The 25,669-nt window shown below is 61.1% G+C and carries 31 protein-coding genes; 21 read left to right on the top strand and 10 right to left on the bottom strand.

What is annotated here, in order from left to right:
- Positions 1–2: 2 nt before the first annotated feature.
- On the bottom strand, positions 3–863 hold the full coding sequence (locus GGD53_RS21165) for a VOC family protein (protein ID WP_246717846.1): 861 nt from the start codon (positions 861–863) through the stop codon (positions 3–5).
- 279 nt (positions 864–1,142) lie between these two features.
- Between GGD53_RS21165 and GGD53_RS21160 the strand changes: the two genes are divergently transcribed.
- From GGD53_RS21160 to GGD53_RS21145, 4 genes are all read left to right on the top strand, one after another.
- The gene (locus GGD53_RS21160) at positions 1,143–1,562 is read left to right on the top strand and encodes a universal stress protein (RefSeq protein ID WP_184458821.1); all 420 of its coding nucleotides are present in this window, start codon (positions 1,143–1,145) and stop codon (positions 1,560–1,562) included.
- A gap of 133 nt (positions 1,563–1,695) precedes the next feature.
- Positions 1,696–2,364: a PAQR family membrane homeostasis protein TrhA gene (trhA, locus tag GGD53_RS21155; RefSeq protein WP_184458820.1), complete on the top strand. Its 669-nt coding sequence runs from the start codon at positions 1,696–1,698 to the stop codon at positions 2,362–2,364.
- A 76-nt stretch (positions 2,365–2,440) separates the two neighbouring features.
- A complete protein-coding gene (locus GGD53_RS21150) occupies positions 2,441–2,992 on the top strand; it encodes a GNAT family N-acetyltransferase (RefSeq protein ID WP_184458819.1) in 552 nt (183 codons plus the stop codon).
- Between the two features lie 174 nt (positions 2,993–3,166).
- On the top strand, positions 3,167–3,868 hold the full coding sequence (locus tag GGD53_RS21145) for a pentapeptide repeat-containing protein (RefSeq protein ID WP_184458818.1): 702 nt from the start codon (positions 3,167–3,169) through the stop codon (positions 3,866–3,868).
- 66 nt (positions 3,869–3,934) lie between these two features.
- On the opposite strand, the gene GGD53_RS21140 is transcribed toward GGD53_RS21145, so the two are convergent.
- Positions 3,935–4,207 (bottom strand): usg protein, encoded by a 273-nt coding sequence (locus GGD53_RS21140; RefSeq protein ID WP_184458817.1) that lies wholly within the window; start codon positions 4,205–4,207, stop codon positions 3,935–3,937.
- Positions 4,208–4,486: 279 nt separating this feature from the next.
- Between GGD53_RS21140 and groES the strand changes: the two genes are divergently transcribed.
- From groES to GGD53_RS21120, 5 genes are all read left to right on the top strand, one after another.
- A complete protein-coding gene (gene groES, locus GGD53_RS21135; protein ID WP_184458816.1) occupies positions 4,487–4,801 on the top strand; it encodes a co-chaperone GroES in 315 nt (104 codons plus the stop codon).
- Between the two features lie 50 nt (positions 4,802–4,851).
- A complete protein-coding gene (gene groL / locus GGD53_RS21130; RefSeq protein WP_184458815.1) occupies positions 4,852–6,480 on the top strand; it encodes a chaperonin GroEL in 1,629 nt (542 codons plus the stop codon).
- 93 nt (positions 6,481–6,573) lie between these two features.
- Positions 6,574–6,996: a hypothetical protein gene (locus GGD53_RS31475; protein WP_210303294.1), complete on the top strand. Its 423-nt coding sequence runs from the start codon at positions 6,574–6,576 to the stop codon at positions 6,994–6,996.
- An 84-nt stretch (positions 6,997–7,080) separates the two neighbouring features.
- Positions 7,081–8,175 carry a glycosyltransferase family 4 protein gene (locus GGD53_RS21125; protein WP_184458814.1) on the top strand — a complete coding sequence of 365 codons (1,095 nt, stop codon included), beginning with the start codon at positions 7,081–7,083 and terminating at the stop codon, positions 8,173–8,175.
- A 14-nt stretch (positions 8,176–8,189) separates the two neighbouring features.
- Positions 8,190–10,400, top strand: a complete 2,211-nt coding sequence (locus GGD53_RS21120) for an amylo-alpha-1,6-glucosidase (RefSeq protein WP_184458813.1) — start codon at positions 8,190–8,192, stop codon at positions 10,398–10,400.
- 38 nt (positions 10,401–10,438) lie between these two features.
- Here GGD53_RS21120 and GGD53_RS21115 read toward each other — a convergent pair whose 3' ends face one another.
- A complete protein-coding gene (locus GGD53_RS21115; protein WP_184458812.1) occupies positions 10,439–10,660 on the bottom strand; it encodes a hypothetical protein in 222 nt (73 codons plus the stop codon).
- Between the two features lie 214 nt (positions 10,661–10,874).
- Between GGD53_RS21115 and GGD53_RS21110 the strand changes: the two genes are divergently transcribed.
- The 4 genes from GGD53_RS21110 (at position 10,875) to GGD53_RS21095 (ending at position 12,595) form a co-directional block, all read left to right on the top strand.
- The gene (locus tag GGD53_RS21110; RefSeq protein WP_064801297.1) at positions 10,875–11,351 is read left to right on the top strand and encodes an Hsp20 family protein; all 477 of its coding nucleotides are present in this window, start codon (positions 10,875–10,877) and stop codon (positions 11,349–11,351) included.
- Between the two features lie 42 nt (positions 11,352–11,393).
- Entirely contained in the window at positions 11,394–11,903 is a 510-nt protein-coding gene (locus GGD53_RS21105; RefSeq protein WP_184458811.1) for an Hsp20/alpha crystallin family protein, read from the top strand.
- Positions 11,904–11,967: 64 nt separating this feature from the next.
- On the top strand, positions 11,968–12,213 hold the full coding sequence (locus tag GGD53_RS21100; RefSeq protein WP_184458810.1) for a hypothetical protein: 246 nt from the start codon (positions 11,968–11,970) through the stop codon (positions 12,211–12,213).
- Positions 12,214–12,229: 16 nt separating this feature from the next.
- Entirely contained in the window at positions 12,230–12,595 is a 366-nt protein-coding gene (locus GGD53_RS21095; RefSeq protein WP_184458809.1) for an SPW repeat protein, read from the top strand.
- Between the two features lie 179 nt (positions 12,596–12,774).
- On the opposite strand, the gene msrB is transcribed toward GGD53_RS21095, so the two are convergent.
- Positions 12,775–13,185: a peptide-methionine (R)-S-oxide reductase MsrB gene (msrB, locus tag GGD53_RS21090; protein WP_184458808.1), complete on the bottom strand. Its 411-nt coding sequence runs from the start codon at positions 13,183–13,185 to the stop codon at positions 12,775–12,777.
- Between the two features lie 187 nt (positions 13,186–13,372).
- On the opposite strand from msrB, the gene GGD53_RS21085 reads away from it, so the two are divergent.
- Positions 13,373–13,588: a hypothetical protein gene (locus tag GGD53_RS21085; protein WP_184458807.1), complete on the top strand. Its 216-nt coding sequence runs from the start codon at positions 13,373–13,375 to the stop codon at positions 13,586–13,588.
- Positions 13,589–14,045: 457 nt separating this feature from the next.
- A complete protein-coding gene (locus GGD53_RS21080) occupies positions 14,046–14,477 on the top strand; it encodes a MucR family transcriptional regulator (protein ID WP_010060045.1) in 432 nt (143 codons plus the stop codon).
- A 377-nt stretch (positions 14,478–14,854) separates the two neighbouring features.
- Here the strand turns inward: GGD53_RS21080 and GGD53_RS21075 are convergent, their stop codons facing one another.
- Entirely contained in the window at positions 14,855–15,277 is a 423-nt protein-coding gene (locus GGD53_RS21075; RefSeq protein ID WP_184458806.1) for a SufE family protein, read from the bottom strand.
- Positions 15,278–15,774: 497 nt separating this feature from the next.
- The gene (locus GGD53_RS21070) at positions 15,775–16,263 is read right to left on the bottom strand and encodes a DUF5330 domain-containing protein (protein ID WP_184458805.1); all 489 of its coding nucleotides are present in this window, start codon (positions 16,261–16,263) and stop codon (positions 15,775–15,777) included.
- Between the two features lie 451 nt (positions 16,264–16,714).
- On the opposite strand from GGD53_RS21070, the gene GGD53_RS21065 reads away from it, so the two are divergent.
- The 4 genes from GGD53_RS21065 (at position 16,715) to GGD53_RS21050 (ending at position 21,169) form a co-directional block, all read left to right on the top strand.
- Positions 16,715–18,256 (top strand): sensor histidine kinase, encoded by a 1,542-nt coding sequence (locus GGD53_RS21065; protein ID WP_348647444.1) that lies wholly within the window; start codon positions 16,715–16,717, stop codon positions 18,254–18,256.
- Positions 18,228–19,184, top strand: a complete 957-nt coding sequence (locus GGD53_RS21060; RefSeq protein ID WP_184458804.1) for a peptidoglycan-binding domain-containing protein — start codon at positions 18,228–18,230, stop codon at positions 19,182–19,184. The genes GGD53_RS21065 and GGD53_RS21060 overlap by 29 nt, the downstream gene beginning before the upstream one ends.
- Before the next feature lie 134 nt (positions 19,185–19,318).
- Positions 19,319–20,767: a methyl-accepting chemotaxis protein gene (locus tag GGD53_RS21055; protein WP_184458803.1), complete on the top strand. Its 1,449-nt coding sequence runs from the start codon at positions 19,319–19,321 to the stop codon at positions 20,765–20,767.
- Between the two features lie 57 nt (positions 20,768–20,824).
- The gene (locus tag GGD53_RS21050; protein ID WP_184458802.1) at positions 20,825–21,169 is read left to right on the top strand and encodes a DUF1491 family protein; all 345 of its coding nucleotides are present in this window, start codon (positions 20,825–20,827) and stop codon (positions 21,167–21,169) included.
- 19 nt (positions 21,170–21,188) lie between these two features.
- Here the strand turns inward: GGD53_RS21050 and GGD53_RS21045 are convergent, their stop codons facing one another.
- On the bottom strand, positions 21,189–22,238 hold the full coding sequence (locus GGD53_RS21045) for a hypothetical protein (RefSeq protein ID WP_184458801.1): 1,050 nt from the start codon (positions 22,236–22,238) through the stop codon (positions 21,189–21,191).
- Positions 22,239–22,346: 108 nt separating this feature from the next.
- Between GGD53_RS21045 and GGD53_RS21040 the strand changes: the two genes are divergently transcribed.
- Both GGD53_RS21040 and GGD53_RS21035 read left to right on the top strand, forming a co-directional pair.
- Positions 22,347–22,727 carry a hypothetical protein gene (locus GGD53_RS21040; protein ID WP_184458800.1) on the top strand — a complete coding sequence of 127 codons (381 nt, stop codon included), beginning with the start codon at positions 22,347–22,349 and terminating at the stop codon, positions 22,725–22,727.
- 352 nt (positions 22,728–23,079) lie between these two features.
- Complete coding sequence (locus GGD53_RS21035; RefSeq protein ID WP_184458799.1) at positions 23,080–23,247, top strand: hypothetical protein; 168 nt, start codon at positions 23,080–23,082, stop codon at positions 23,245–23,247.
- Between the two features lie 52 nt (positions 23,248–23,299).
- Here the strand turns inward: GGD53_RS21035 and GGD53_RS21030 are convergent, their stop codons facing one another.
- The 3 genes from GGD53_RS21030 to GGD53_RS21020 all read right to left on the bottom strand — a co-directional run bounded on the left by GGD53_RS21030 (position 23,300) and on the right by GGD53_RS21020 (position 25,663).
- Entirely contained in the window at positions 23,300–23,851 is a 552-nt protein-coding gene (locus tag GGD53_RS21030; protein ID WP_184458798.1) for a DUF1254 domain-containing protein, read from the bottom strand.
- The gene (locus GGD53_RS21025; RefSeq protein ID WP_184458797.1) at positions 23,844–24,431 is read right to left on the bottom strand and encodes a DUF1214 domain-containing protein; all 588 of its coding nucleotides are present in this window, start codon (positions 24,429–24,431) and stop codon (positions 23,844–23,846) included. The genes GGD53_RS21030 and GGD53_RS21025 overlap by 8 nt, the downstream gene beginning before the upstream one ends.
- Before the next feature lie 293 nt (positions 24,432–24,724).
- A complete protein-coding gene (locus tag GGD53_RS21020; protein ID WP_184458796.1) occupies positions 24,725–25,663 on the bottom strand; it encodes an IS110 family transposase in 939 nt (312 codons plus the stop codon).
- Positions 25,664–25,669: the final 6 nt, after the last annotated feature.

The following is a 25,669-nucleotide window of genomic DNA, read 5'->3' as shown; positions in this document are numbered from 1 at the left end:
GTTCAGGCCGAAAGCGTCAGGCCGATGCCCCAAGGATCCCTGAGGAAGACGCCGCCGTCGCGCTTCTCGCTGTTGATCTCTAGCGCGTCGAACTTGGAGACCGCCGCGTCGAGCGTCGCCTTGTCGTTGAAACGGATCCGGTAGTCCGACAGCCCGGTCATATTGTCGGCGCGAGCAGTGGCACCCCGGCTGTTCCAGATGTTGGCCGCAAGATGGTGATGATAGCCGCCGGTTGCAAAGAAGCTCGCGCCGGGATAACGGGCCATCAGCTTGAGGCCGAGCACGTCCCGGTAGAAGGCGTCGGCCTGCGGGATATCGCCCACCTGCAGGTGCAGATGGCCGATCGCCGTTCCCTCAGCCATGCCGTCCCAGCGATCCTCCGATGCGCTGTTATAGAGTGCCTGCAGGTCAAGGCGCTGCGTCGCCATTTCGACCATGCCGTCCTGGTGGAATTTCCATTGTTCGTGCGGCCGGTCGGCATAGATTTCGATGCCGTTGCCCTCGGGGTCGGAAAGATAGATCGCCTCGCTGACGAGATGGTCCGAGGCGCCGTCGAGCACGACGTTGTTGTGGGCGGCGTGCCGCAGCCAGCGTGCCAGTTCCGTGCGGTCGGGCATCAGGAAGGCCGTGTGGAAAAGGCCTGCGGCATTCCGTGGCGCGACTGCCGCGTCCTTTGCCGTCGTCAGCGTCAACAGCGGATGCCCCCCGACCCCTAGTACTTCGCCGCTCGTCGTCTTCTCGATGACCTTCAGGCCGAGCATCGACTGATAGAAGCCGGAAACGAGGCCGAGGTCGGTAACGACGAGATGCGACTGGTCGATATAGGCAGGCCGCGTCAGCGCATAGGATGGTTCTGTCGTCATCAATGGATCTCCTGCCTCTGCAGCTAAAGGCGTACCGGCGGTGGCGGCAACCATGCCGCCCATGGCAAATCCGAGGAAGTGTCGCCGGTTCATGCGCCTGATCTCCTCGGTACCATACTTGATTACTATATGGCCTATTCCGATTGTTCACAGAAGGCTTGTTTTTGAGGATGAAGCGTTGAGCAGATGTTGACGATGCCCTGCACCGGCTTGATCGCAGTCAATGCGTGCATATCTTCATCAGAGCAAGCTTATGCATCTCAGTCATGGAGGGAAGCCATGTACAGGAAAATCATCGTGGCGATCGCGCTCGGCAGCCTCGACAGGGGAGAGAACATTCTCCGCAAGGCCGCCTCGCTGCTCGACGCGGGCGGCCAGATCGTCGCGCTCAACGTCGTCGAGGATGTACCGACCTATGTCGCGATCGAACTGCCGGCCAATATGCTCGATGACGCCATGAAGGACGGGCGCGCCAAGCTGGAAGCGCTGGTCGCCGCAACCGGGGTCGCGGCAACGATCGACATCCGCAACGGCCCGCCCGCCAAGGCCATCATCGCGGCCGCCGAAAGCCACGGCGCCGACCTCATCATCCTCGCCTCGCATATTCCGGACTTTTCCAACTACTTTATCGGCGCCACGGCCGACCGCGTTGTGCGGCACGCCAAGTGCTCCGTGCTGGTCGAGCGGCATAAGATCTGAATCTGCGCCGCCGTCGAGGGGGCGGGGCCTGTGCGGCCTGTCACGAAGATTTACCGCGCGCACGATGCGCAGCAGTTGCGCCCCCGCCCGTTCGGTGCGACCATCGCGATCGGGTATGAAACGGGTTGCGTGCATGGCCGAGTTCAACGGTATTCGCTGGGCTTACGACAGATATGAGCTGATCGCCGACGGCATCGTCCATGGCGTCGGTCTCGTGCTGGCGCTGATCGGCGCCACTGCTCTGATCTTCTACGCCACAGTCTGGAGCTCCCACGGCGCGCTCGCCGCCGCCTGGATCTATGGCGTCGGCTTGGTACTGACGCTTGCCATCTCCTTTTCCTACAATGTCTGGCCGGTCTCGCGCACCAAATGGTTCCTGCGCCGCTTCGATCATTCGGCGATCTTCATCCTGATCGCCGCCACCTATACGCCCTTCCTCGAACGCGGCGCCGACGATCCGCTGCTCTTCTTCATGTTGATGGCGATATGGCTGTTCGCTGCCGTCGGCATTGTTCTGAAATGCGCGTTTCCGGGGCGCTACGACCGTCTCGCCATCCTGCTTTACCTCGCCATGGGCTGGAGCGGCGTGCTGGTGGCGGGTCCTGTCGCCGCGCGCATTCCCTCCGCTTCGATGCTGCTGATCGTCATCGGCGGTCTCATCTATTCGCTCGGCGTCATCTTCCATGTCTGGGAGAAACTGCGCTTCCAGAACGCCATCTGGCACGGTTTCGTCGTCATCGCCGCGGCCGTGCATTATTCCGCCGTCTTCACCTGTTTCAGTCTGCCGACGCCAGACTTCTGAGCTGCCGCCCGCCCGAGCCCGTCCCGCAGGCCTTTCTCCGCTGCATCGGCCGTTTACATCTTTTGAACCGCAGCGTATGCCAACCCGCGCAGTCAATCCGAACCGGGCCACCATGACAGACGCCGTCCTTCTCCGCGACGCCACCGAAGCCGATCTTCCCGCCATCCGGGATATCTACAATCACGCCGTCGAGCACACGACGGCGATCTGGAACGAAACGCTCGTCAATCTCGAAAATCGACGGGAATGGCTGAGCGCGCGCAAGGACCGCGGCTTTCCAGTCATCGTCGCCGAGAAGTCGGGCAAGGTGGCGGGCTATGCCTCCTATGGCGACTGGCGCCCCTTCGAGGGCTATCGCCATACGGTCGAACATTCCGTCTATGTCGACAAGGATCATCGCGGCGGCGGCATCGGCGAGGCCCTGATGCGCGAATTGATCGCGCGTGCGGCGGCCGGCAATATCCATGTGATGATCGCCGGCATCGAGGCCGAGAACACCGCCTCGATACGGTTGCACGAGAAGCTCGGCTTCCGCATCGCCGGCAGATTTTCCGAGGTCGGCACCAAGTTCGGCCGTTGGCTGGACCTCACCTGCATGGAGCTTCGCCTGCCCGGCGGGGCCGATTGACCTGCCCGCTCGGGCAAGGCCGACGGAGGATGAGCGCTCGCCGCACGGAGTGAACCGGCAAATCATTGCCGGAGCGGTCGCTATCTTTTTATTGTATTCTGAGCTGTGTAGAAAAGAGAGGCCGCCTGCTTCGCGAGAGGCGGCGTGATAAGCGTCATGGAGATCAACAGTTCAATGGCAATGCATAGATCGCCGCTCGGCCTCCTTGCCTTCCTTCTTCTCGCCGCTGCTCCGATTTCCTCGCGTGCTGCCGATTGCGGCAGCACGGCCTCGCCGAAGCTCGACTGGCAGGAATGCACGAAGAAGAACCTGATGCTGCAGGGCAGTGACCTCCAAGGCGCCAATCTCTTCAGCACCGATTTCTCGCTGACCGATCTCAGCGGTTCGAATTTCAAATCCGCCAATTTGGAAAAGGCGAGCTTGGTGCGCGCCTCGCTTGAGGGGTCACATGCCGAAGGGGCCAACTTCGCCAAGGTCGAGGCCTATCGTGCCAGCTTCGCCAATATTGCCGCCGAAGGTGCTTCCTTTGCCGGCGCCGAGCTGCAGCGCGCCAATTTTGCCGGCGCCCGGCTCTCCGGCGCGAGCTTCGAAAAGGCCGAACTTGGCCGCGCCGATTTCGACAAGGCGGTGCTGACGGGGGTGAAATTCTCTTTCGCCAATCTCTCCCGCGCCGATCTCTCCAATGCCATCTTCGAAGGCCCGGCGACGTTCGAGCGCGCCTTCATGTTCCTGACCCGCATCGAAGGCCTTGACCTCTCGGCTGCCGCCGGCCTCGAACAGGCGCAGATCGACCTAGCGTGCGGCGATGCCTCGACCAAGCTGCCGCCCGGCCTCTCGACGCCGGCGACCTGGCCATGCCCTGCCGAGCACGAGTGATTACCCGGGCGACACCGTGCGCCTGTGGCAACCACGCCCCGCTGGATTAAAAATGCGGGCTTCGACCTAATGCAATTTGAACTCGCCCATGACGCGACGCCATTCGTTCGGTCCGATCAGCCGCTGATGGGTGTAGCGGACAGAATGCAGCGGTCCGTCGAGCGTGGACTGCCAGAAATCCAGGAACTTATGCATTTCGGGAAAGTCCGGGGCGAGATCGTAATCCTGCCAGACATAGGTTTGGAGAACGGATTCAAAGTCGGGGATGCGGTAGAGGATGTGCGCAGTGGTAAGGCCGTAACCGCTGAGCTGACGCTCCAGATCCGATGAAAATTGCATGCCTCATCTCCGTTTCACGACAACGAGAAGGTGGCGCATATTTTTGCGTCCATCAACTAATTTCTCAACGTAGCGGCCGCGTTTATTGTTCCTTCTCAGTGTGTTAGCAGCCGCTCTTGGGGAGTGCTAATTTTTTCTCCGCGCCCTCTTGAAATCGAAAAAGCGCAAAACCAGATCATTGCGCGCAAGATGCTCGACAGAGGTTTGCACCCGCCCGGACTGGTCATCCGGTCCGGCCAGGGGAACAACATCACTATTGTTTGTCCATTGGAGGAAAACATGTCGTTCCGACCGCTTCATGATCGCATTCTCGTCCGCCGCGTCGATTCCGAGGAAAAGACCAAGGGCGGCATCATCATTCCCGATACCGCCAAGGAAAAGCCGCAGGAAGGCGAGGTCATCGCCGTCGGTTCTGGTGCACGCAACGATGCCGGCCAGATCCAGCCGCTCGACGTCAAAGTCGGCGATCGCATCCTGTTCGGCAAGTGGTCCGGCACGGAGATCAAAATCGATGGTGAGGACCTGCTGATCATGAAGGAAAGCGATGTCATGGGCATTATTGAAGCCCAGGCGGCCGAAAAGATCGCCGCCTGAGGCGTGTCCGCGCATGAGTCAAAAAAGCTGCCTATTGAAGGAGTGAAAGAATGGCTGCGAAAGAAGTGAAATTCCATAGCGATGCCCGTGAACGCATGCTGCGTGGGGTCGATGTGCTGGCCAATGCCGTGAAGGTGACCCTCGGCCCGAAAGGCCGTAACGTCGTGATCGACAAGTCCTTCGGCGCGCCGCGCATCACCAAGGACGGCGTCTCGGTCGCCAAGGAAATCGAGCTCGAAGACAAGTTCGAAAACATGGGGGCGCAGATGCTGCGCGAAGTGGCATCGAAGACGAACGACCTCGCCGGCGACGGCACCACGACTGCGACGGTGCTCGGCCAGGCAATCGTCAAGGAGGGCGCCAAGGCGGTCGCCTCCGGCATGAACCCGATGGACCTGAAGCGCGGCATCGATCTTGCCGTCGACGCTGTCGTCGCGGAACTGAAAACTAACGCCCGCAAGATTTCCAACAATTCCGAAATTGCCCAGGTCGGTACGATCTCCGCCAATGGTGATTCCGAGATCGGCCGCTACCTTGCCGAAGCAATGGAGAAGGTTGGCAACGAAGGCGTCATCACGGTTGAAGAGGCCAAGACCGCCGAAACCGAACTTGAAGTCGTTGAGGGCATGCAATTCGACCGCGGTTATCTCAGCCCCTATTTCGTCACCAATCAGGACAAGATGAGGGTCGAACTGGAGGATCCCTATATCCTGATTCATGAGAAGAAGCTGTCGAACCTGCAGTCAATGCTGCCGGTTCTCGAAGCCGTCGTTCAGTCTGGCAAACCGCTTCTCATTATCGCCGAGGATGTCGAAGGCGAAGCGCTCGCAACGCTCGTCGTCAACAAGCTGCGCGGCGGCTTGAAGATCGCCGCCGTCAAGGCTCCGGGCTTCGGCGATCGCCGCAAGGCCATGCTGGAAGACATCGCCATCCTTACCGGCGGCACCGTCATCTCCGAAGACCTCGGCATCAAGCTCGAAAATGTGACGCTGAACATGCTCGGGCGGGCGAAAAAGGTGGCGATCGAAAAGGAAAACACCACCATCATCGACGGTGCCGGTTCGAAGACGGAACTCGACGGTCGCACCGCTCAGATCCGCGCCCAAATCGAGGAGACCACCTCCGACTACGACCGCGAGAAGCTGCAGGAACGTCTTGCCAAGCTCGCCGGCGGTGTTGCGGTCATCCGTGTCGGTGGTTCGACCGAAGTCGAGGTGAAGGAGAAGAAGGATCGCGTCGATGACGCGCTGCATGCCACCCGCGCGGCAGTCGAGGAAGGCATTCTGCCGGGCGGCGGCGTGGCGCTGCTGCGCGCGGTCAAAGCGCTAGACAATATCAAGACTGCCAATGACGATCAGCGGGTCGGCGTCGACATCGTCCGCCGTGCGCTCGAGGCCCCGGCTCGCCAGATCGCCGAAAACGCCGGCGCGGAAGGCTCCATCATCGTCGGAAAGCTGCGGGAAAAGAGCGAATTCTCCTATGGCTGGAATGCTCAGACCGGCGAATATGGCGATCTCTATGCGCAGGGCGTCATCGATCCGGCCAAGGTTGTTCGCACAGCGCTGCAGGACGCAGCTTCGGTTGCCGGCCTGCTGGTGACGACGGAAGCGATGATCGCCGAGAAGCCCAAGAAGGAAGCTGCTCCGACCATGCCGGCCGGCGCCGGTATGGACTTCTAAGCGATCGCTCGGCCCGCTCCGCCATCGGGGCGGGCCGTTCTACGCACTATCGATGAAACAAGTTTCATCGGTCGACATCAATGGAGCCAAGCTATGAGAAAGGAAAGTATCAGCAATTCCACACAGCAGAATGCCGTGGCAGCGATCACCGCGGCACATCTGCTTCATCCGGCGAAGCATTTCGGTCACCCGCGTGACGTACTTGCCGCCGCCGAGATCGACAATGACGAGAAGCGGGCAATTCTCGCCTCATGGGCATCCGATATCTTCACAGTCGAATCCGTACCAGCCCTCCGCCTTTACCCCGGGGCCGAAAGAGCTGTATCCTATGATGAGATCCTTGAAGCGCTGAAGGCTTTGGATAATGGCGATCGACCATCCGCGAGGCAGGATACGTCCGCTTCCCTGAGTTCCCATAGGACCCGTCGTCGAAAACCGCCCGCCCGCCGGTTTCCGGGCCTTGGCTTGTGCAGCTACCGCAAAGGAGGACGGCGTCGACCGCTGTTCGAAACCTGACCCTCCGTCTGGCCTGCCGTGTGTCTCTCTAGGATGCAGGCATTTTGGCCGACGGCTCTTTGCTCAACTGAGGAGGTTTTACCGATGAAGATCGCTCAGATTGCGCCGCTCGCCGAGAGCGTTCCGCCAAAACTCTACGGCGGGACGGAGCGGATCGTTTCCTACCTGACTGAAGAACTCGTGGCACAGGGGCATGAGGTCACGCTCTTTGCCAGCGGCGATTCCGTCACCCGGGCGACACTCGTGTCGTGTGCGGACGTCGCCTTACGGCTCAATCCGGCGGTCAGGGACCATCTGCCGCATCAGGTCGTGATGCTTGAGGAGATCCGTCGGCGAGCGCATGAGTTCGACGTGCTGCATTTCCACATCGACCTGCTGCATTTCCCGCTGATCCGCGATTTTGCCGATCGAACGGTGACTACGCTGCACGGGCGACTCGACTTGCCGGATCTCAAGCCGTTCTATGCGGCGTTCCCCGAGATTCCACTGGTGTCGATCTCTAATGATCAGCGCGGTCCGATGCCACCGGTCGACTGGCGCGGAACGGTCTATCATGGTCTGCCGGCCGATCTTCTTCCCTTTACGGAGAATCCTAGGGGTAATTACCTGGCCTTCCTTGGTCGTGTTTCCCCGGAAAAGCGCCCCGACCGCGCCATCCAGATCGCGGCAAAGGTCGGAATGCCTCTGAAGATCGCCGCCAAGATCGATAATGCCGACAAGGCCTATTGGAAGGCCGTCATCGAGCCTATGGTCAGGAGCCATTCACATGTAGAATTCATCGGCGAGATCGATGAACGTGAGAAAGCTGATTTCCTGGGAAATGCAGGCGCTCTGCTCTTTCCGATCGACTGGCCGGAGCCCTTTGGGCTGGTGATGATCGAGGCCATGGCCTGCGGTACGCCAGTCATCGCTTTCGGCTGTGGCTCGGTTCCCGAGGTCATTGACAACGGCATCTCCGGCATCCTGGTCGACAGCGTCACCGAGGCGGCCGAAAACGTCGAATGGGCACTCCGCCTCGATCGGCGCAAGGTGCGGGCCGCGTTTGAAAAGCGCTTCACCGCACGGCGAATGGCGTGCGATTATCTCGACATCTATCGCAGACTGCCTGGCGTTCGCACCAAAGCCGCGCCGATCCGCCGGTCGAATGGTCAAGCGCTCGACCTGCAGGCTGTCGCCTGAGGCAAGGAGGAGACATGTCAAACGTGACTGCGGAGAGCAACCCCGCCTCAGCATCGTCAGGCCTGGCGACGCCGGTCGCTCAGTTCTTCATTCCGGCCGCCGCATCGCTGCAGGAGCGCCGGCCGCGTACATTGAAGCACGGCGATACTTTCGCCGTCTTCGACCATAATGGCGATGCTCTTTCCGGTCCCGGCAGCCCGGAGGGCCTTTTCCACCGGGACACTCGTCACCTCTCGCATCTTTACCTGACGATCAACGAACAGCGGCCGATGCTCCTGTCGTCGACGCTGCGGGATGACAACGCGACGCTGACCTGCGATCTCACCAATCCTGACCAGTTCGATGACAAGGGAAGGCTGGTTCTGGGTCATGACGTGATTCATCTGCGCAGATCGCGCTTTCTCTGGAATGCCTGTTGTTATGAACGGCTGGCCGTGAGAAATTATGACGAGCGGCGGCAACATGTTCGCATTCAAATCTCTTTCGGGGCCGATTTCGCCGATCTTTTCGAAGTCCGCGGCACCGCAAGGGCAAGGCGAGGGCGCCATCTTCCCGCCGTCGTGGAACAAGATTGGATCCTGCTTTCCTATATTGGCCTGGACGATCGCAAGCGGTCGACGCGCCTTTCCTTCATGCCTCAACCGGCCGAAATTCGTAGCGATCTTGTCACTTACGACCTTCATCTGGAGCCGCACGAGACCAAATCGCTCTTCATCCAGATCGGCTGCGACCATACTTCCGCCGATCGGCTGAGCCGCCTTTCCTTCTTCCTTACCTTGCGGGATGCCCGCCGTGCGTTGCGCGCCTCCTCCTCGCGCGCGGCGTCGGTCACAACCTCCAACGAGATCTTCAACGAAGTCGCGCGACGCAGCGCCTCCGACCTCTACATGCTGATCACCGACAAGCCGGAAGGTCCCTATCCTTATGCCGGCATTCCCTGGTTCAGCACCGTTTTCGGCCGTGACGCGCTGATCACGGCGCTTCAGACACTTTGGCTCGATCCGGAGATCGCCCGCGGGGTTCTCAGTCATCTTGCAGCCAATCAGGCGACGAACGTCGATCCTGCTTCGGATGCCGAGCCGGGCAAGATCCTGCACGAAGTGCGTTGCGGCGAAATGGCTGAACTCGGCGAAGTTCCATTCCGGCGTTACTACGGCAGCATCGACTCGACGCCGCTCTTCGTGATGCTGGCCGGAGACTATCTCACACGAACCGGTGATCTTGCGACCATCGACCGTATCCTGCCTCATGTCGAAGCGGCATTGACCTGGATCGACGAATATGGGGATCGCGATGGCGACGGCTTCGTCGAATACGGGCGGTTGACCGAGGAAGGACTGATCAATCAGGCGTGGAAGGATAGCAACGACTCGGTTTTCCATGCCGACGGCACCTTGGCCCGAGGCCCGATCGCGATCGTCGAAGTCCAGGCCTATGTCTACGGCGCTTGGCAAAGTGCTGCCGAAATCTTCCGGTGGAGGGGCAAGCCGGAACGCGCGGCGAGCTTTCTCGCGCGCGCGGAGGGACTGCGCCGCGCCTTCGACTTGAGCTTCTTCGATGAGGAACTCGGCACCTACGTGCTGGCTCTCGACGGGGATAAACGGCCTTGCCGGGTCCGATCCTCCAATGCGGGCCATGCTCTGTTCACCGGTATTGCTTATCCTGAACGGGTCGCACAGGTGACCCGCACCCTTATGAATGCTTCGTCCTTCTGTGGCTGGGGCATCCGGACCATTCCCTCGACCGAAGCACGTTACAATCCTATGAGCTACCACAATGGATCGATCTGGCCACATGACAATGCCATGATCGCCAGTGGTCTTGCCCGCTATGGCTATCGCGCCGAAGCCGCGCGAATCTTCGAGGGGCTGTTTGCCGCTGCGACCTATATCGACCTGCGGCGGCTTCCCGAACTCCTCTGCGGCCTGCCGCGTCAACGCGCACGCGGACCGACCTCCTATCCGGTTGCCTGCTCGCCGCAAGCATGGGCGGCAGCCGCCCCTTTGTCGCTGCTGCAATCCTGCCTCGGCCTCGACTTCGATCCGAATAGTTTGCAGATCAGCTTCAGCGTGCCGCGGCTTCCTTCTTTCCTCGATGAGGTGATCTTGCGGCGCCTGCTGATCGGCAATGGCTCGGCTGACGTGGCCATCCGCCGGTCGAGACACCAGGTCGTGGTCGATGTCATCAATCGACAGGGCAATGTCAGCGTGCTCACCACGGCCTGATGAAGGACGGTGCAGGGAAGGCGGGTCAACCGCCTTTTCTAATCCGGTTCCTCTTCGTCCGACCTCAGCAGGTCAACAAGTGCAGCAACCCTGCCGGTCGGCAGATGTCGGCCCTCACCCACCAGGGCCTCGTCGTTATTGGCCCATGCAAACGCCTCGGCAAGCTCGGCTTGGCTTGCACCTGTCGCGATGATCTCGGCCACAAGCGTTTTGTCGGCAGGTCCAAGGACGGCGACGACGTCGTGTGAAGTCATTGTCATAACCATTGCTCCTTGCTCAAGCTCCAAACCATATGGTGGCGCCTTCGAAAAGGTCAATTTATCTCGTCGAGAAATTCGATACTCTTGAAACCGTAAGACCCTGAATTATATTAGCATTGTTGATCGCCCAACAGGGATCGACACAAAGTCCAGGAGACGCCGGTCGCTCTTGGCGTCTCCTTGTGTCCATGTTGCTTGCAAGGAGGATATGGCTATGAGGACAAACCTCGATTTCTCTCCCCTGTTCCGGTCGAGCATCGGCTTCGAGCGGATGTTGAACGCGCTTGAGGCTGCAGGCCGCGCCGAGACAATCGATAACTGGCCGCCCTACGATATCGTCAAGGCTGGTGAGAACGACTACCGCATTGCCATGGCAGTGGCGGGCTTCTCGCAGGACGAGCTGGCAATCACGCAAGAGCAGAACATGCTCATGGTATCGGGGCAGAGGGCAGACAGCGAAGATGTTCAATACCTGCATCGCGGAATTGCCGGACGCTCGTTCCAGCGCCGATTCGAGCTGGCCGATCATGTCAAGGTTGTCGACGCCGGTCTGGTCAACGGTCTGCTGACCATCGATCTCAAGCACGAAATTCCTGAAGAGATGAAGCCGCGCCAGATCGAGATCGGAACTGGTCACGCGATGCCGAAGGCCGAGACCAAGCAGATAGAGGGCGGGACACAGGCGGCCTAAGCCCTCAGGTATGCCGAAGAACCACCAGAAAGGAGTAAAGCCATGAGTGTTCGTGATTTGATTCCCTGGGGTCGCAACAACGGCAGTCAGATGCCGAGTCTCCTTCGCGACGACGACCGCGATCCTTTCCTGTCGCTCCACCGCGAGGTCAACCGGCTGTTCGACGATGTTTTTCGCGGCTTCGGCCCCGGCCTGCCGTCACATCGCGGCGCCGGCGGCTTCGGTGCAGGCTGGCCGAGCGTCGAGATTTCGGACACCGACAAGCAAATCAAGGTGACGGCCGAAGTACCCGGTCTTGAAGAAAAGGACATCGAGGTCTTTCTCAATGACGGCGTGCTCACGCTGAAGGGTGAGAAGCGTTCGGAAACGGAAGACAAGGAGAAGCAGTTTTCGGAGCGCTACTATGGCCGCTTCGAGCGACGCATCCCGCTCGGCACCGAGGTCAAGGAAGACCAGGTCGAGGCCACTTTCAAGAACGGCATTCTGACCGTCACTCTGCCTAAGACCGAAAAGGCGCAGTCACAGGTCAAGCGCATCGCCATCAGAAGCTGACGAGCGCGGCGGCCGCCACCCGGCGGCCGCCGCTCATCCTTCACCAGGTTGGGAAGGATAAACGATGAAGATTATCGGACGTACACGCGAAAACACAGCACCGATCTCCCGCTTCTGCGCCTCGAACGACAATCGGCGCAGCCGTCTTCCTTTCACAGTTCCGCAGTTCCAAGGGAACAGCGTCGCCCGCATCTCATTTCTGGCTTCCCACTACACGATGACCGAGCTTTGCGGCGATGGTGGTTCAAACGCTGCCGCCGCAACCGTCTTCTGCCCGCAGGAGGCGGCCATTGATGATGCAACCAACTAAGAAGGAGAAATGATCGATGCTGAAGTCTCTGTCTTCCAACAACCGGACGGCTTTCGATATCGTCAATATCGTTGCCGGTCTTGGCCTTTTCATCTCGCCCTGGCTGTTCGGTTTCGCCGCTGAGACCTATGCCGCCTGGAATGCGTGGATCGTTGGCGCGGCCATTACCCTGATCGCCGTTGCCGCTCTCTACGCTTTCTATGAGGCCGAGGAATGGTGCAACCTGGTCCTCGGGCTATGGGCTGTGATCGCTCCGTGGCTCCTCGGCTTTTCAGCCGTGACAGCGGCCATGTGGGCGCATGTGATTGTCGGCCTGGTCGTCGCTGCCCTTGCAGCGGGCAGCATCTGGTTCAGTCATAACCATCCGTTGTCGGCCGCATGACCGAGTGCGAACGGGCTCGGACGTCCGGGCCCGTTCGCCTTATTTCTTCGCCAGCCGCCCCCGAAGGAGAGGCCTGGCGGCCGATCAGACTGGTTGACGAGCGCGACGCGGTGATCGCCATTGATGGGTGCGCGGCTCTCTGCGCGAGGGCGGCGGATAGCCGATCATTGGTTCAGCGCCTATTCGGGCTCGAACACCATGGCATGGCCGTTGATGCAGTAGCGCAGGCCGGTCGGCGGCGGGCCGTCCGGGAAGACGTGGCCGAGATGGGCGTCGCAGGTGCCGCAGCGGATTTCTGTGCGCACCATGCCGTAGCTCGTGTCGCGATGCTCGGTCACAGCGTCCGGAGAGACCGCTTCGAAATAGCTTGGCCAGCCGCAGCCGGCGTCGAACTTCGTGTCGGAGCGGAAAAGCGGCGCGTTGCAGCCGACGCAGCGGTAGAGCCCCGTCTCGAAGGAATCCCAGTAGGGGCCGGTGAAGGCGCGTTCGGTGCCATGCTGGCGGGTAATGCGGTATTGCTCGGGCGTGAGCTGCTCTTTCCATTCGGCGTCTGATTTATGGATCTTGGCGGTGGTTGCAGTTTCGGACATGACGTGCTCCTTTCGCCGAGGGGCGGTTCCGGTTCGCGAGAAATGTGGTGCGCCGTCTTTGTTTCATCAAGCCTCCGGTGCCGGGCCTCGGGAATCGCGGCATGCAGCTATCAGGGAAGACGTCTGCTTTTACATCTATTAAGGGTTTTCTGTTAGGGTTAATGTTACGTGCATTGAGGAGCCATTGGTGTTTGAAGCCGCAATCGTCCTGCTCTACGGCCTCGTGGCCGTGACCGCTATGGCGGTCACGCTGCTGGAGGGCTGGGCCAATCATGCCGGTTTGACGTTCCATCGTCTCGCCGGACTTCTCGCCTGCCTGCTCTGGCCGCTGACGCTTTTGCTCTTCGTCCTGCACGGCTCGGTCGTCCGGCTGCTAACGCGTCTCTCCCGCTCGCTGGCCTGATCACGGCAACTCCCTGAGCCCATGCTATTGGCGTCTTAACCTGTTTTATGCCGAACTTATGCACAGGAAGCTGTGAGTAAAGCTTGGCCTAAAGTCCTATAATTCTTCATCAGCCATTTTTTCTCAAGAAAAACGACAAATAATAATTGGCCTTTCGGCCAAACGATGGTATTTGAAAATGCAAGTAGAATTCTGATTGTGAATTACAATCGTACTGCTTCCAAGTCCCTCAGTTTTGATTTTTCAATGTCTAACTGGGGCCATCGCCTGGAGCAAGACGGTAGTGGTTTTCGGTCAGGCAGTATAAGAACAGGTCTCGGACTTCGGAATCTAGGGGTGGATTTCACGTTTTTCGAAACAGAAGATTGCTTCCTGTGCTTTTGCTGTTCGTTTCTACGAGGCGGGTCTTTGGTGTGACAGTCAAAGATCGTTTGAGCATGCTAACAGGAGAAAAAATATGACGGATATGGCGACCGGCAATGGGCCGGAGCTGCTTGTGGAACTGACGGCCGACATCGTCGCGGCTTATGTCAGCAACCACGTTGTCCCGGTCAGCGACCTGGCGAATCTGATTTCCGACGTGCATTCGGCACTGAGCAACACGTCCGTACCGCAGCCCGCTGCGGCCGTCGTCGAAAAGCAGAAGCCTGCAGTCTCTGTCCGCAAGTCCGTACAGGACGAGCAGATTACGTGCCTGGAATGCGGCGGCAACTTCAAGTCCCTCAAGCGTCACCTCATGACGCATCACAGTCTCTCGCCGGAAGAATACCGTGAGAAATGGGACCTGCCGACCGACTACCCGATGGTAGCGCCCGCCTATGCCGAAGCGCGTTCGCGCCTGGCAAAGGAGATGGGCTTGGGTCAGCGCCGCAAGCGCGGCCGCGGCTGAGCTTTTCGAAGCAGTCAACGACAAAAGCCGGGTCTTGTGCCCGGCTTTTCTGTCTGTACCGCAAACATGATGCCGAAAACCGGAAGCGTTTCCGGGGCGTTGGCTGTCCCGGCCTGTTAAATGAAAGCAGGATTCAGACTTTGGTCCGAACGGCCCAGAGTTCATCCTGTTCTGAACGAGGATAATAATCTCCCTGACAATTCTGCCGCTATCGCAAGTCATGCACGGGGGAGACGGGATATTATCAGGAAGCCCCTCTTACGCTTGGGAGGGCGGCGTAGAATGTATTCCTATACTATAAGAAAGTGTTAATATAGTCGATTGGCCGTTTCCGCAAATGCGCAATCGGCCGCGCCCGCCGACCGAATCGATCGCGTTCAGGCCGCGGCGCGGACTTTCGCCTCTTCCCGGATTCGCTTCACCATCGAGCGCAGCCCGTTCGAGCGCTGCGACGACAGGTTCTCCACCAGACCGATTTTCGAGAAGATCTCGAAGGCATCGAGTGCAGCGATCTCGGAAGCCGGCTTGCCGGAATAGGTGGCAAGCACGATGGCGACGAGGCCGCGCACGATATGCGCGTCGGAATCACCCTCGAAACTCATGATTGGGTTTTCCGGATCGCCCGATGTGTGCGTCACCAGCCACACCTGGCTGGCGCAGCCCATCACCTTGTTCTCCGAGGTGCGTTTTTCCTCGGCGAGCTCGGGCAGCGCCCTGCCGAGTTCGATGACATAGCGGTAGCGGTCTTCCCAATCGTCCAGGAAGGCGAAGTCATGGATGATCTGGTCGAGGGATGCCATAAAAAGCCTTTCACCTTTTGGCATGCTGGCAAAACGACACGGCAATTTTGCGTCCGGACATGCTTTAGAACTGCATATAGGTGATAGACCTGCAGATTTGAACCGCTAAAGCGCGCCATCTTAGTGATGCCGCGCTCCAGCTTTTGTTTTTACGCATGTCGCTATCGAAAACCACCGCACATTCTGGTGCCACACGCTCTCAAAAAGAAACGCCGTGAGGGATGGGCATCCTCACGGCGCAGCAATCTGCTGAATTAAACAGGGCAGGCACGTCAGGCATGGGGCATTTCCGCGTCATGCGGACCACCGATGCAAGCTCTAAAGCATGTCGCGCAAAAGTGTGCAGCGGTTTTGCGTGAACGACATGCGGAAAACAAGGACCTAAAGCGCGGCAGGCGAATCTCAAAGATAGCACCGCGCTTTAGAATTCCATTGAGACGCGGTCTCGCGTCCGAACGTTGCTTATGCGCGGCGGGCCGATTGCTCGCGCAATTTCGTCAGATCGCCGGTTTCGGCGTCGGCAGCGGGATTGCGCCGGTTACCACGGTCTCGGCTTCATCGTCGACTGGCGGACGGTAAGGCATCGGCTGGTTGAGCGCAGCCTTTGCCTCGCGCACCTTCTCCTGGACGGAAGGAGAGGCGAGGGAGGGCGCGGCGGCTGCCACCCGGTTTGCCGATTCGGCGGGGCTTGCGGTCGTCGTCGGTTCGTCGGTGAATTGGCTGTCGAGAAGTTCGTAAGCGACACGGGCGCCCTCACGGGCCCGGTAGCCGAGCGCCGTCAGGGTCTCGGCGCCTTTAGCGCAGACCTCCGGCTTTTCCGAGCACATGCCGGTGAGATAGTCATAGGCACCGCTCGCTGCCGTGAAGGCATCGGAGAGCTGCAACTGCGGGCCGCCGGCGAGCTTGTCGGATCCCTCCGTGCTGAAGACGGAAAGAAGCACGAGCACAAGGCCAAACCAGAAGGATCCTTTGATCAGAAACCACATTGTCGTTGCCCATCCTGTTTTCCCGTTCGGTTCTGTCGCCGAATCAGGCCGGTTGTCCGGTGTGCTTTCACCCTATCGGCAAGTTGCGAATGCCGCTTTTCGAAACTCGTGCGCATTTGCGGCAAATTTAATTCAAATTTTAGCGAAGCGCATTTGAGCGGCATTTAAGTCGAATGCGAGCGATTGTCGTTAAGCATCAGGGCAGCACCTGCCTGCAATTGCAGGGCTTTTGCCGGCTCGCCTTGCCACAGGAGTTAACGTGATGCTGAAATATGAAGGAAATCCGCCGCTTACCGGCCATTAACCACAAAAAGCAAAGGAGCTCTCGGATGCTCCAAAACGGGAATTTCTGCTCTTTCTGGCTGTGAACAGCGCCTTTGCCTTATCCTTTCCTTAAGTCGCGGGGGCCTATTGTCCGCATCGACAGACAGCCTCTCTGGGCGGGTATTGCGTGCGAGTATTGAGTGACATTGGCGGCTGGGTGACGACCCTCGTAGACCGGGCGGCGACAAGCTGGCTTTCCCGGACGGGTGGCGGCGAAGCCGTGCGCCAGCGCGAGCTTGCGATTCTGCGCCGCCTCGTGCTGCTCTCCTCGGCCGCTCTCGTTGCCGCGCCTGTCGGTCTTTCGGCAGTCACCAGCCCGGCCGTCGCGCTGCCGGCCGGCGTCGCCATGGTCTGCGCCGCCTTCCTCTTTTCCGCCGTCGGCAGCATCGCGCTGGCCCGCCAGGGCTCGTCCGCCGGTATTGCCACACAGTCGGCCGAGGATTTCTTCCTCGCCGTCACCCCCGGTCTCGTCTTCTTCCTGGATCCGCACGGCAGCGTCGCCACCATCGGCGGCCGCGACCGGCGCGATTTCCTTGCCTGGATGCGGGATCCGAAGGGCAGGGGTTTCCTGGAGCAGGTGCATGTCTCCGACCGCATCCTGTTCCTGCAGGCGCTCGATGAGCTCAGGCGCGGCGAAGATGCTGCAAGCGTCGATCTGCGCCTCGACCGGCCTTCGGTCTCGCGCGATCAGCGCCAGTTCGCCTATCTGAGAATGGACATGACGGCGCGACGTGATGCCGATGGTGAGCTTGCCGCCGTCATCGCCCAGTTGCGCGATGTCTCTGTCGAGCAGCAGCTGCGGGCCGAAGCCCAGAACCGTGCGGCCGACGCCGAATCGGCAAACGATGCCAAGTCGCGCTTCCTCGCCGCGGTCAGCCATGAGCTGCGCACGCCGCTGAACGCCATTCTCGGCTTCTCCGATATTCTGATCGGCGAATATTTCGGCAAGTTCGAAAACGACCGACAGCGTGAATATGTCGGGCTCGTCCGCGAATCCGGCGCGCATCTGCTCTCCGTCGTCAATACCATGCTCGACATGAGCAAGATCGAAGCGGGCCGCTACGAGCTCATTCTCGACGCCTTCGATATCTCAAGCTCCGTCAGATCCTGCGAATCGATGCTGGCATTGCAAGCCAAGACCAAGGGCGTCACGCTGACCAGCCGGATTCAGCGCGGGCTTGGCGAGATCGTCGCCGATCAGCGCGCCATCCAGCAGATCCTTATCAATCTCGTCGGCAACGCCGTGAAATTCACCGAAGCCGGCGGCGTCGTCTCTGTCGATGCGGCGGCACGTGACGGCATCCTGAAGCTGACGGTCAGCGATACGGGCATCGGCATTGCCGCTGACAAGCTGGCGATGCTCGGCCAGCCTTTCGTCCAGATCCAGAACGATTACACCCGCCGCTTCGAGGGCAGCGGTCTCGGTCTCTCGCTGGTCAAGGGGCTGGTGGCGCTGCATGGCGGCAATTTTGCCATTGCCAGCCAGCCGGGCGAAGGTACGATCATCACCGTCGAGATCGCGGTGGATGGCTCGGGCGTCCGGCGCGCCGAAAATGCCAGCCATGGCGCAACCGTCGAATTTCCGCCGCGGCTGAAGGACGCGGTCGGTACCGGAGCAGAATTGGAAGAGGGGCTTTTCGATGGCCGCGCGCAAGCGAAAATCGCCTAAGGGAAAGAAGCGGCGGCAGCAGCCGGGCCTTGTCGTGTCCGGTGCGGCCGCGCTCGGCGGCCTCGGCCTGCAGGGCGCATCCGCGCTGGGTGGTCTAGGGCTGCAGGGGGCATCTGCGCTCGGCGGCGTCATCGGCCGTAATCCGTCGGTCGCCGGCGGCACGATCGCCTTCTTCGTCATCTTCTCCTTCGTTGCGGCCAACGCGCTCTGGTATCAGCCTGGCCTGCATCCGCACCCGATTTTCCGCACCCGCGACCCGCAGTCTCCAAACGTGCTCGGCGCGCGCCGTCCAGCCGACGAACAGCCGGCTGACGTCACCACCTTCCGGATCGAACGGCCGGAGGATGCCGCCGCCACCACCAGCGGGACGCCGGCGCCGGCCGCAGCCGCTCAGCAGCCGAGCCAGCTCGTCATGGACATCCAGCAGCAGCTGGTGCGCCGCGGCCTCTATAACGGCACCGCCGACGGCATCATTGGTCCCCGCACCAGCGCCGCCATCCTGTTCTTCCAGGAGACCGTCGGCATGGCCCAGACTGGGGAAGCGACGCCGCAGGTGCTGGCCGCGCTGAGAACCGACGCCGCCGGCCCCTCGACCGTGCCCGTGGAAAAACCGCCTGAAGATGTCACCTCGAAGGCGGCGGCGGAAGACCCGGTCGCCGCTGCGATCCGCAGCGCCGAAAAGACCGTCAAGACGGCTCCGTCAGCCGCAAAGCAGCTCCCATCAAGCGAGCTCGCCACCGTTGACCTGGTGCTGAAGATTCAGAAGGGTCTTTCCAACATGGCCTATGCCAATGTCGGCGTCGACGGCGTGGCCGGCGAGCAGACCCGCGCCGCCATCCGCCACTTCCAGAAGCACTATAACCTCCCCGAAAATGGCGAGCCGAACGAGGCGGTGCTGAAGAAGTTGAGGGAAATCGGCGCGATTTAAGGCGTCCGCGCCAAGCGGCGCAGCCGCAGTATCGGTCGTCGTGCTACAACCTAAGTCTAAGATGCCGGCGCCGTTTGCAACTTGTTAACCATGTTGTCCGAAGCTTTGCCAATTGCGGCGGGGGATTGTCGGTCATGCATGCGCTGAAGGCGATAGACGATCAGGCCGGAGAACCGGCGGTCGAAGCGAAAAGCCTGGATCGCGAGGCTTTGCGCCATATCCTGCAGCGCCTTGCCGAAGAAGCCTCCACTCTTGGCATCGATCTCGTCGATATTGCCGGCGCCATCCAGGACATGGCGGCGATGTCGGCGCGCCACGCCTCCGCCTTCGATCATGTCACCAGTACCGCCCTTTCGATTGCCGAGACCAATCGCTCGGTCGCCCTGTCGCTGCGCGAGACCGACCGCACGGCGGCCGAAGCCCGCCAGATGCTGAAGGAGTCGGCCGACCGCATGTCCGGCTCCGTTGCCGAGATCGGCCATATGGTTCAGTCCTCAAATGTCATCGGCGCTGAAATCGCCGGCTTCTCCAAATCGCTGGCCGATGTCGACAAGATTGCCGAGGAGATCAGCACGATCGCCCGCCAGACCAACCTCCTGGCGCTGAACGCCGCGATCGAGGCGGCGCGTGCCGGCGATGCAGGCAAGGGTTTCGCCGTCGTCGCCGCCGAAGTGCGCGCCCTTTCGCTGCAGACGTCGAAGGCGACCGGCTCCATTCAGGATACGCTGGATGAGTTGCGGGTGAAGATCGACCGGCTGTCGGCGGTCGGCGGCGATGCCCGCCACAGTGCCGCCGGCGTGCGCGACAAGTCGGAGGCGATGCGCGGCGCCTTCGAAAGCATGGAACACGTCATCACCCGCATTCTCGACAGTTCGACCGTCATGGCCAACACCACCGAGGCGGTCGACCAGCAATGCGCCGGTTTCGTCCAGAAGCTCGGCGAGATGTCCGGCGAGGTCGCCGGTTCGAATGTCAGGCTGCAGCAGGCGGCAAAGCGCGTCGACAGCGTCGTCGGCCTCTCGGAAACGCTGATCCAGCTGACGGCGAGCGCCGGCGTCAAGACCGCCGACAGCCGTTGGATCGAGGAGGCGCAATCGGTGGCAAGGCAGATATCAGGCGCTTTCGAACGCGCCGTCGCCGAGGGTCAGATCGGCTTCGACGCCCTTTTCGACCGTCGTTACTGGCCGATGTCAGGCACCGATCCGGTTCAGATGGTCGCCGCCTTCACCGAGCTCACCGACCGTCTGCTGCCGCCGATCCAGGAGCCCGTCGTTGCCCTGGACGAGCGCGTCGCCTTCTGCGCGGCCATCGACGAAAACGGCTATCTGCCGACCCATAACCGGAAGTTTTCGCAGCCGCAGCGGCCGGGCGACGTCGTCTGGAACACTGCCAATTGCCGCAATCGCCGCATCTTCGCCGATCGCGTCGGTCTTGCCGCCGGCCGCAGCACCGCGCCTTTCCTCGTCCAGACCTACCGGCGCGACATGGGCGGCGGCAATTTCGTGATGATGAAGGATATCTCCGCGCCGATCACCGTCAGGGGCCGCCACTGGGGCGGCTTGCGGCTGGCGGTCAAGGTCTGATGCATTCGTCAATATCTGCGGATTGCCGGCGCCCGCGGCGCGGTCTATATCGCCTCGATGAGATTGCGCGCCGACATCTTCGTTTCCTCGCTTTTGCGCCGCGTCTTCGCGAGCGGCGATTTCGCCGCCGTGGAGAAGAAGGGTGCGGAGGAGGCGGGCGCGATCTTTATCCGCCAGCACTTTCGCGACGGTCTGGAAACGCTCTATGCGCCGGCGCCGCAGACCGCTTTCGGTGAAGACGAGATCCGCGACCGGCTGTTCGAAGTCCGTCTCGCGCGCAGCGAGCCGGAAGCGGTGCGGGCGATGCTGGATCGCGAACGCCGCTTCGACCCCGATCTCTGGATCGTCGAGCTGGAGGCGGAGGAATTGGGGGACGTGATCCCCTTGGCGGGGGATCGCTGAGGGTCAGGTCTTCTTCAACTCAACGCGACCGCCGCCCCAGCGCGCGCATGTCGCGCTGCACCGGCGCCTGGCGGGCGAAGCGGTGGGTTTCCGTTTCCCGAGATGTGCGCGAATCGGGCACCTCGGCCGTGTAAGTGTAGCGATCGGCGCGCCGCCAGGCTTCCACTCTTTCGTGGCATTCTTCCGGATCGAGCGCATCGAGCACCATCCAACCGCGCGTCACATTGTGCTGTTGTTCGGCAAGATGCGGATAGAATCGTTCCAGCACGAAGACGGCGTCGAGAAAGCCCATGCCGAGGCTCGTCAGCGTCGTGGCGAGCTGCTGGCCGGAGAGGTCGAGCATGATGCGTTCGGCAAGCCAGCGGCTGGCGGAAAGCGCATCGGCGAGTGCGGTGGCGAAATGCGTCGCCTCGTGCGAGCGGGCGAAGCGCACCAGCAGCGCCTCCTGAATATCGGTGAGGGTGCGCAGGCCGAGCCTGTCTTGATCGTCACGGCCGAGATGGCCGGCAAGATCCAGAATGCGCCCGCGCAAGGCTTCTTCATTGGCGATCCGCTGCTCCTCCAGCGCTTCAGCCTCATTGCTCTCCACCTGGACTGGCGAGAGCGGGACGGCCACCGATTCCGTGATCGGCGCCGAAGCGGTCGCGGAGCGCGGCTGGGTCTGGCGCAACGCCACCAGCGCGTCGATGACCTTCGGCGAGAGCGAGTCGCGGCTGACGATCGCCTTGACATGCGCCGCACCCTGCATGCGCGCGATGGTGATCAACGTGTCGTCGGCAACGGCCTTCGAGGCGATAAGGAAAGGCGCGGCGATTTCAATCGGCTGATTGCCGATGAACAGCGCCACGGCTGCCGGCATGGTCTCGCATTGGGAAAGTGCGGCGACTGCCTGGCGCTTGGCCTCGTCGGAGGAAGCCTGGAACAGCGGTGTGAAAAGCTCGGCGAATTGGCGCAGCTCGGATCGTGTCGGATGAGACAGGCTCTCGAAACTACTCACAGTCGCCATTAACACCACGTCCTTTTTCCTGACGGCCAACGGGCCCTCTAGGTCTCGAAACCGGTCACGCACAAGCACACCCTGAAAACGCAGAACCAAGGGAAACCACGGGCCGATAGCGCTGGCGGGGACGCCTCTCGGACCACACGGATATGAACAAATCCTACACCGGTACGGTTAATGGATGCTGAAGATTTTATTAAAATGATACAGAAATATACCTGCGGAATGAGCGGCGAATGGTTAGCCGGCAATCGAAAGGCGACCGATTTTGAAAGGGCGCTGCGGCAGTTCCCACTGCCGGTGCGGCGGCTGAAACAGCTCGTTCCTCCCTCCGGATCGGGTCCGGCGATTCGAACATGCCGCAACGAGAAAGATGAAAATCGGGCCGCTGCAGCCGTTTCAAGTATGGCGGGAACTGCAATCGGGCCCTCTCCCGAAACGCGTGGCCGATGCAGGACAAACCAAAGCCGCTCCGGATCGGCCGCAACGAATATTTTTGTGCCGCATATTTGCAACACGGGCACCGCCTGCGGCAGGCAGAAGCCGTCAACCATATGAATTGTTTCCAATTTTATATTATCGGCCGCCTTCCGGACTTTCCGCGGAGGCATGAAACCAAATCGACTCTTCAAGCGTTGAAGAGGAAGTTACGGAAACTGTATTTGGCAGCCGCCGAATATTAGTAAACTGTTAACTGTCATGTGTCTCAATTCGGACAGGAACGACGCGATTTGAGTGTTTGGATCGTCGAAACTCCGCATCACGGTATTTCAGTCAGGTGCCGTGGGAAAGGCGCGAATGCCCTCGGTTCGGCCGTGCCGGCACCGCAGGACGCGCCGGCCCGCAGATTGGCGGGCAGGGTGAAATCCGTCGCAAGTTCATCCGTCTCGGGCAGTGCATGGAGACGAGAATGGCAATAGTAGTCGCATTGGCGGATCGGCGGCCGCGGGCGCCGCGTCGCCCGGACAAGGAACCGCGCGAAGCCAAGATCCTCTGGTTCACCGGGGTCCGCTACGAGCGGCTCGCCGAGAACCCTAGACATGGTCCGGCGCCCGCGCCGCGCGCCAGGAAGAAGTAAGCGCTTCTTCAACCCCAGAGCATGATGCCGAAATTGAGAACAGACATCCCGCTTAATTGCCGGGGGTGAATTGCTCGCAGCCCGCTTCCGTCAGGAAGTTGCGCGCTGCTTCGTCGAAGCTTGCCTGCGGTGCCAGCGTCCTTAACACGGCGTAACCGTCCGGCCGCGCCATTTCCACCAGGATCGCTTGATCCAGTTCCTTCGGCAGGTTCTTGCGCAGGTCCGTCAACTGAATCGGGCCGCCGGCTAGGACGTCGAGCGCGCCGCCGACGGAGGTCCGGTCATTCATGCTGAACACCTCGTTGGAGGCGCTGTCGTAGATGGCAATCGACCAGAAGGGCACATTGCCCTTGGCGGTGAAATGCACCGGCGCATCCTCGACGTCGAAGGAGCAGACGGCGGTCCGCAGGAAGGGGTCGCCATTGGCAAGGCCGGCCTCGTCGTACTGCTCGCCGAGCAGATAGAAATTGTTGAGATCGCCCTCTGCCGCCACGCGGGTCGCCGCATCCCTGCCGGTGAAATGCGGCAGCGACAGGATGATGACGAGATGCAAGAGCGCCGCACCGAAAAGCCCGGTCAGGATGGCGAAGAGTATCCTAAGCATTGCCGCATCCGGTCTTGGTGAGCTTCGGCATGGCGAGATCGATTACGCCGGAGCTGCCGGCGGTCGGCGTATCGAACAGCGTCAGCACCAGCCGGAAGGTGCCGGCCTGCGGCAAGGCCACCCAGTTGCCCGGCTGAGCGGCGGCGGAGATCTCGATCGAGAAGCTGCTGTCGGGCTGGCGCAGCACCGTCCAGGAATTAAGCGCCGCCGGAAGCCCAGTCTTCACCGCCGCCGGATTGCCGCCATTGTCGGCGGTAAACAGCGTCCAGAGCCGGGCGGGCGGCGTCTGTCCGCTGAGGCGGTAGCGGCAGCCGGCATTCAGCCGTGCGCCTTCGTCGTCGACGCTCGCCGTGAAGGTCAGGCCCTCGGCGCTGCCGTAGAGCAGCTTGCCGGCGCGTGCCCGGTGCGACTTGGCGTAAGGATCGGCATCGACCGTCTGCAACGCCGGAAAGGCCTCCCAGGCGCCGAGCTTGATCGCGCCGAAACCCTGTGTCGCATCCAGAGCGTAAAGCGAAATCATGATGCCGCCGCCGAAGGCGACGATCAGCGTGATCAGGATGAAAAGGGGGAATCGAAACACGTCATGACCTTGGAAACCAGGATGACAGGGTTAGCACTGATTCTGGCAGGGTGGAATGCCGCGCCATGACATAGGCGCCGATTGATCCTCGGGTCATCCCGCATGCGTCACAGCGGTGATGCCCCGGGGCGACGCGGTTGCTCGATTTGCGATGTGCCCCTCACCCTAACCCTCTTCCCGTAAAAACGGGGAGACGGGACGTGCCCTGCGGGACGTTGGCGAGGGACAGAGTGGGCGCGGCCTATCGTGCGGGGAGAAGGTGGCGGCAGCCGGATGAGCGACTATCTGGGTTGTCAAGTTGCATGTTCGAATTCTCTTCGCGCATCTCGTGCTTTTGCATTGAGGATGACGAGCAGTTTTCGGGCGAGGGCAATGCGGATGACCATTTTCGGCTTGCCCGCGCTCTGCAACCTTTGCCTGAAGGCAGCCAAATGCGGATCATGTCTCGCCGCGGTGGCGGCGACCAGGAACAGGATGCCACGCGGTCCGGAGCGCCCGCCGCGCACCGGTCGGTGTCCGCTGCGTTTGCCGCTGTCGTTGGCAATCGGCGCCAGGCCAGCCAGCTTGACGATCGCCTTGTTGGAGATCCGGCCGATCTCGGGCAATTCGCCCATCAGCCGGGCGACGGTGCGGTCGGCCACACCCTTGACCGAGCGAAAGACCCGGTTGAGGCAGGCCCAGAGCGGATCGTCGTCGATCATTGAGGCAATCTCGCCTTCCAGCCTGCTGCCCTGACGCGTCAGCAGCGCGATCACCTCGTTGAGGCTTTCCACGATCGCCCCATCGCCGGCCGCACTGCGGCGCTGCTTTTGAACGATCAGGTCGCGCGTGACCTGGGACAGCCGCGTCATCAGCACCGATAGGCGCAGCTGCGCGGCTTTCGGCGGCGACAGGGCAGACAGCCGCTTGGTCTCGGCATAATGGGCGATCATCGCCGCATCGATGCGGTCGGTCTTTTCCAGAAAGCCCATGGCTTCGGCAAAGCGGCGCACATGGCGCGGATTGGAAAGCGCGCAGGCGATCCCCAACTCCCACAACAGCAGGAAGGCCTGCCGTTCGTAGCCGCCCGACGCCTCCATGACGACGAGCTCGACAGTCTCGGCCCGGCACAGCGCAGCCAGCGCGCCGATGCCGGTCGCATCGTTGCTGAAACGCTCAAACGTCCCGGACGGGCGGATATGCGCATCCAGCCAGTCCTTCGAAACATCCACTCCACATATAACTCTGTTCACGGTAAC

Source organism: Rhizobium aethiopicum (assembly GCF_014197535.1).
In the GTDB taxonomy this organism is placed as follows: domain Bacteria; phylum Pseudomonadota; class Alphaproteobacteria; order Rhizobiales; family Rhizobiaceae; genus Rhizobium; species Rhizobium aethiopicum_A.
This window is presented reverse-complemented; position numbering and strand designations above follow the sequence as displayed.

Excerpts from the sequence above, each read along its gene's own strand:
- GGD53_RS21165 (WP_246717846.1), bottom strand. The coding sequence starts at position 863 with ATGACGACAGAACCATCCTATGCGCTGACGCGGCCTGCCTATATCGAC.
- GGD53_RS21160 (WP_184458821.1), top strand. The coding sequence starts at position 1,143 with ATGTACAGGAAAATCATCGTGGCGATCGCGCTCGGCAGCCTCGACAGG.
- trhA (WP_184458820.1), top strand. The coding sequence starts at position 1,696 with ATGGCCGAGTTCAACGGTATTCGCTGGGCTTACGACAGATATGAGCTG.
- GGD53_RS21150 (WP_184458819.1), top strand. The coding sequence starts at position 2,441 with ATGCCAACCCGCGCAGTCAATCCGAACCGGGCCACCATGACAGACGCC.
- GGD53_RS21145 (WP_184458818.1), top strand. The coding sequence starts at position 3,167 with ATGGCAATGCATAGATCGCCGCTCGGCCTCCTTGCCTTCCTTCTTCTC.
- GGD53_RS21140 (WP_184458817.1), bottom strand. The coding sequence starts at position 4,207 with ATGCAATTTTCATCGGATCTGGAGCGTCAGCTCAGCGGTTACGGCCTT.
- groES (WP_184458816.1), top strand. The coding sequence starts at position 4,487 with ATGTCGTTCCGACCGCTTCATGATCGCATTCTCGTCCGCCGCGTCGAT.
- groL (WP_184458815.1), top strand. The coding sequence starts at position 4,852 with ATGGCTGCGAAAGAAGTGAAATTCCATAGCGATGCCCGTGAACGCATG.
- GGD53_RS31475 (WP_210303294.1), top strand. The coding sequence starts at position 6,574 with ATGAGAAAGGAAAGTATCAGCAATTCCACACAGCAGAATGCCGTGGCA.
- GGD53_RS21125 (WP_184458814.1), top strand. The coding sequence starts at position 7,081 with ATGAAGATCGCTCAGATTGCGCCGCTCGCCGAGAGCGTTCCGCCAAAA.
- GGD53_RS21120 (WP_184458813.1), top strand. The coding sequence starts at position 8,190 with ATGTCAAACGTGACTGCGGAGAGCAACCCCGCCTCAGCATCGTCAGGC.
- GGD53_RS21115 (WP_184458812.1), bottom strand. The coding sequence starts at position 10,660 with ATGACAATGACTTCACACGACGTCGTCGCCGTCCTTGGACCTGCCGAC.
- GGD53_RS21110 (WP_064801297.1), top strand. The coding sequence starts at position 10,875 with ATGAGGACAAACCTCGATTTCTCTCCCCTGTTCCGGTCGAGCATCGGC.
- GGD53_RS21105 (WP_184458811.1), top strand. The coding sequence starts at position 11,394 with ATGAGTGTTCGTGATTTGATTCCCTGGGGTCGCAACAACGGCAGTCAG.
- GGD53_RS21100 (WP_184458810.1), top strand. The coding sequence starts at position 11,968 with ATGAAGATTATCGGACGTACACGCGAAAACACAGCACCGATCTCCCGC.
- GGD53_RS21095 (WP_184458809.1), top strand. The coding sequence starts at position 12,230 with ATGCTGAAGTCTCTGTCTTCCAACAACCGGACGGCTTTCGATATCGTC.
- msrB (WP_184458808.1), bottom strand. The coding sequence starts at position 13,185 with ATGTCCGAAACTGCAACCACCGCCAAGATCCATAAATCAGACGCCGAA.
- GGD53_RS21080 (WP_010060045.1), top strand. The coding sequence starts at position 14,046 with ATGACGGATATGGCGACCGGCAATGGGCCGGAGCTGCTTGTGGAACTG.
- GGD53_RS21075 (WP_184458806.1), bottom strand. The coding sequence starts at position 15,277 with ATGGCATCCCTCGACCAGATCATCCATGACTTCGCCTTCCTGGACGAT.
- GGD53_RS21070 (WP_184458805.1), bottom strand. The coding sequence starts at position 16,263 with ATGTGGTTTCTGATCAAAGGATCCTTCTGGTTTGGCCTTGTGCTCGTG.
- GGD53_RS21060 (WP_184458804.1), top strand. The coding sequence starts at position 18,228 with ATGGCCGCGCGCAAGCGAAAATCGCCTAAGGGAAAGAAGCGGCGGCAG.
- GGD53_RS21055 (WP_184458803.1), top strand. The coding sequence starts at position 19,319 with ATGCATGCGCTGAAGGCGATAGACGATCAGGCCGGAGAACCGGCGGTC.
- GGD53_RS21050 (WP_184458802.1), top strand. The coding sequence starts at position 20,825 with ATGAGATTGCGCGCCGACATCTTCGTTTCCTCGCTTTTGCGCCGCGTC.
- GGD53_RS21040 (WP_184458800.1), top strand. The coding sequence starts at position 22,347 with ATGGATGCTGAAGATTTTATTAAAATGATACAGAAATATACCTGCGGA.
- GGD53_RS21035 (WP_184458799.1), top strand. The coding sequence starts at position 23,080 with ATGGCAATAGTAGTCGCATTGGCGGATCGGCGGCCGCGGGCGCCGCGT.
- GGD53_RS21030 (WP_184458798.1), bottom strand. The coding sequence starts at position 23,851 with ATGCTTAGGATACTCTTCGCCATCCTGACCGGGCTTTTCGGTGCGGCG.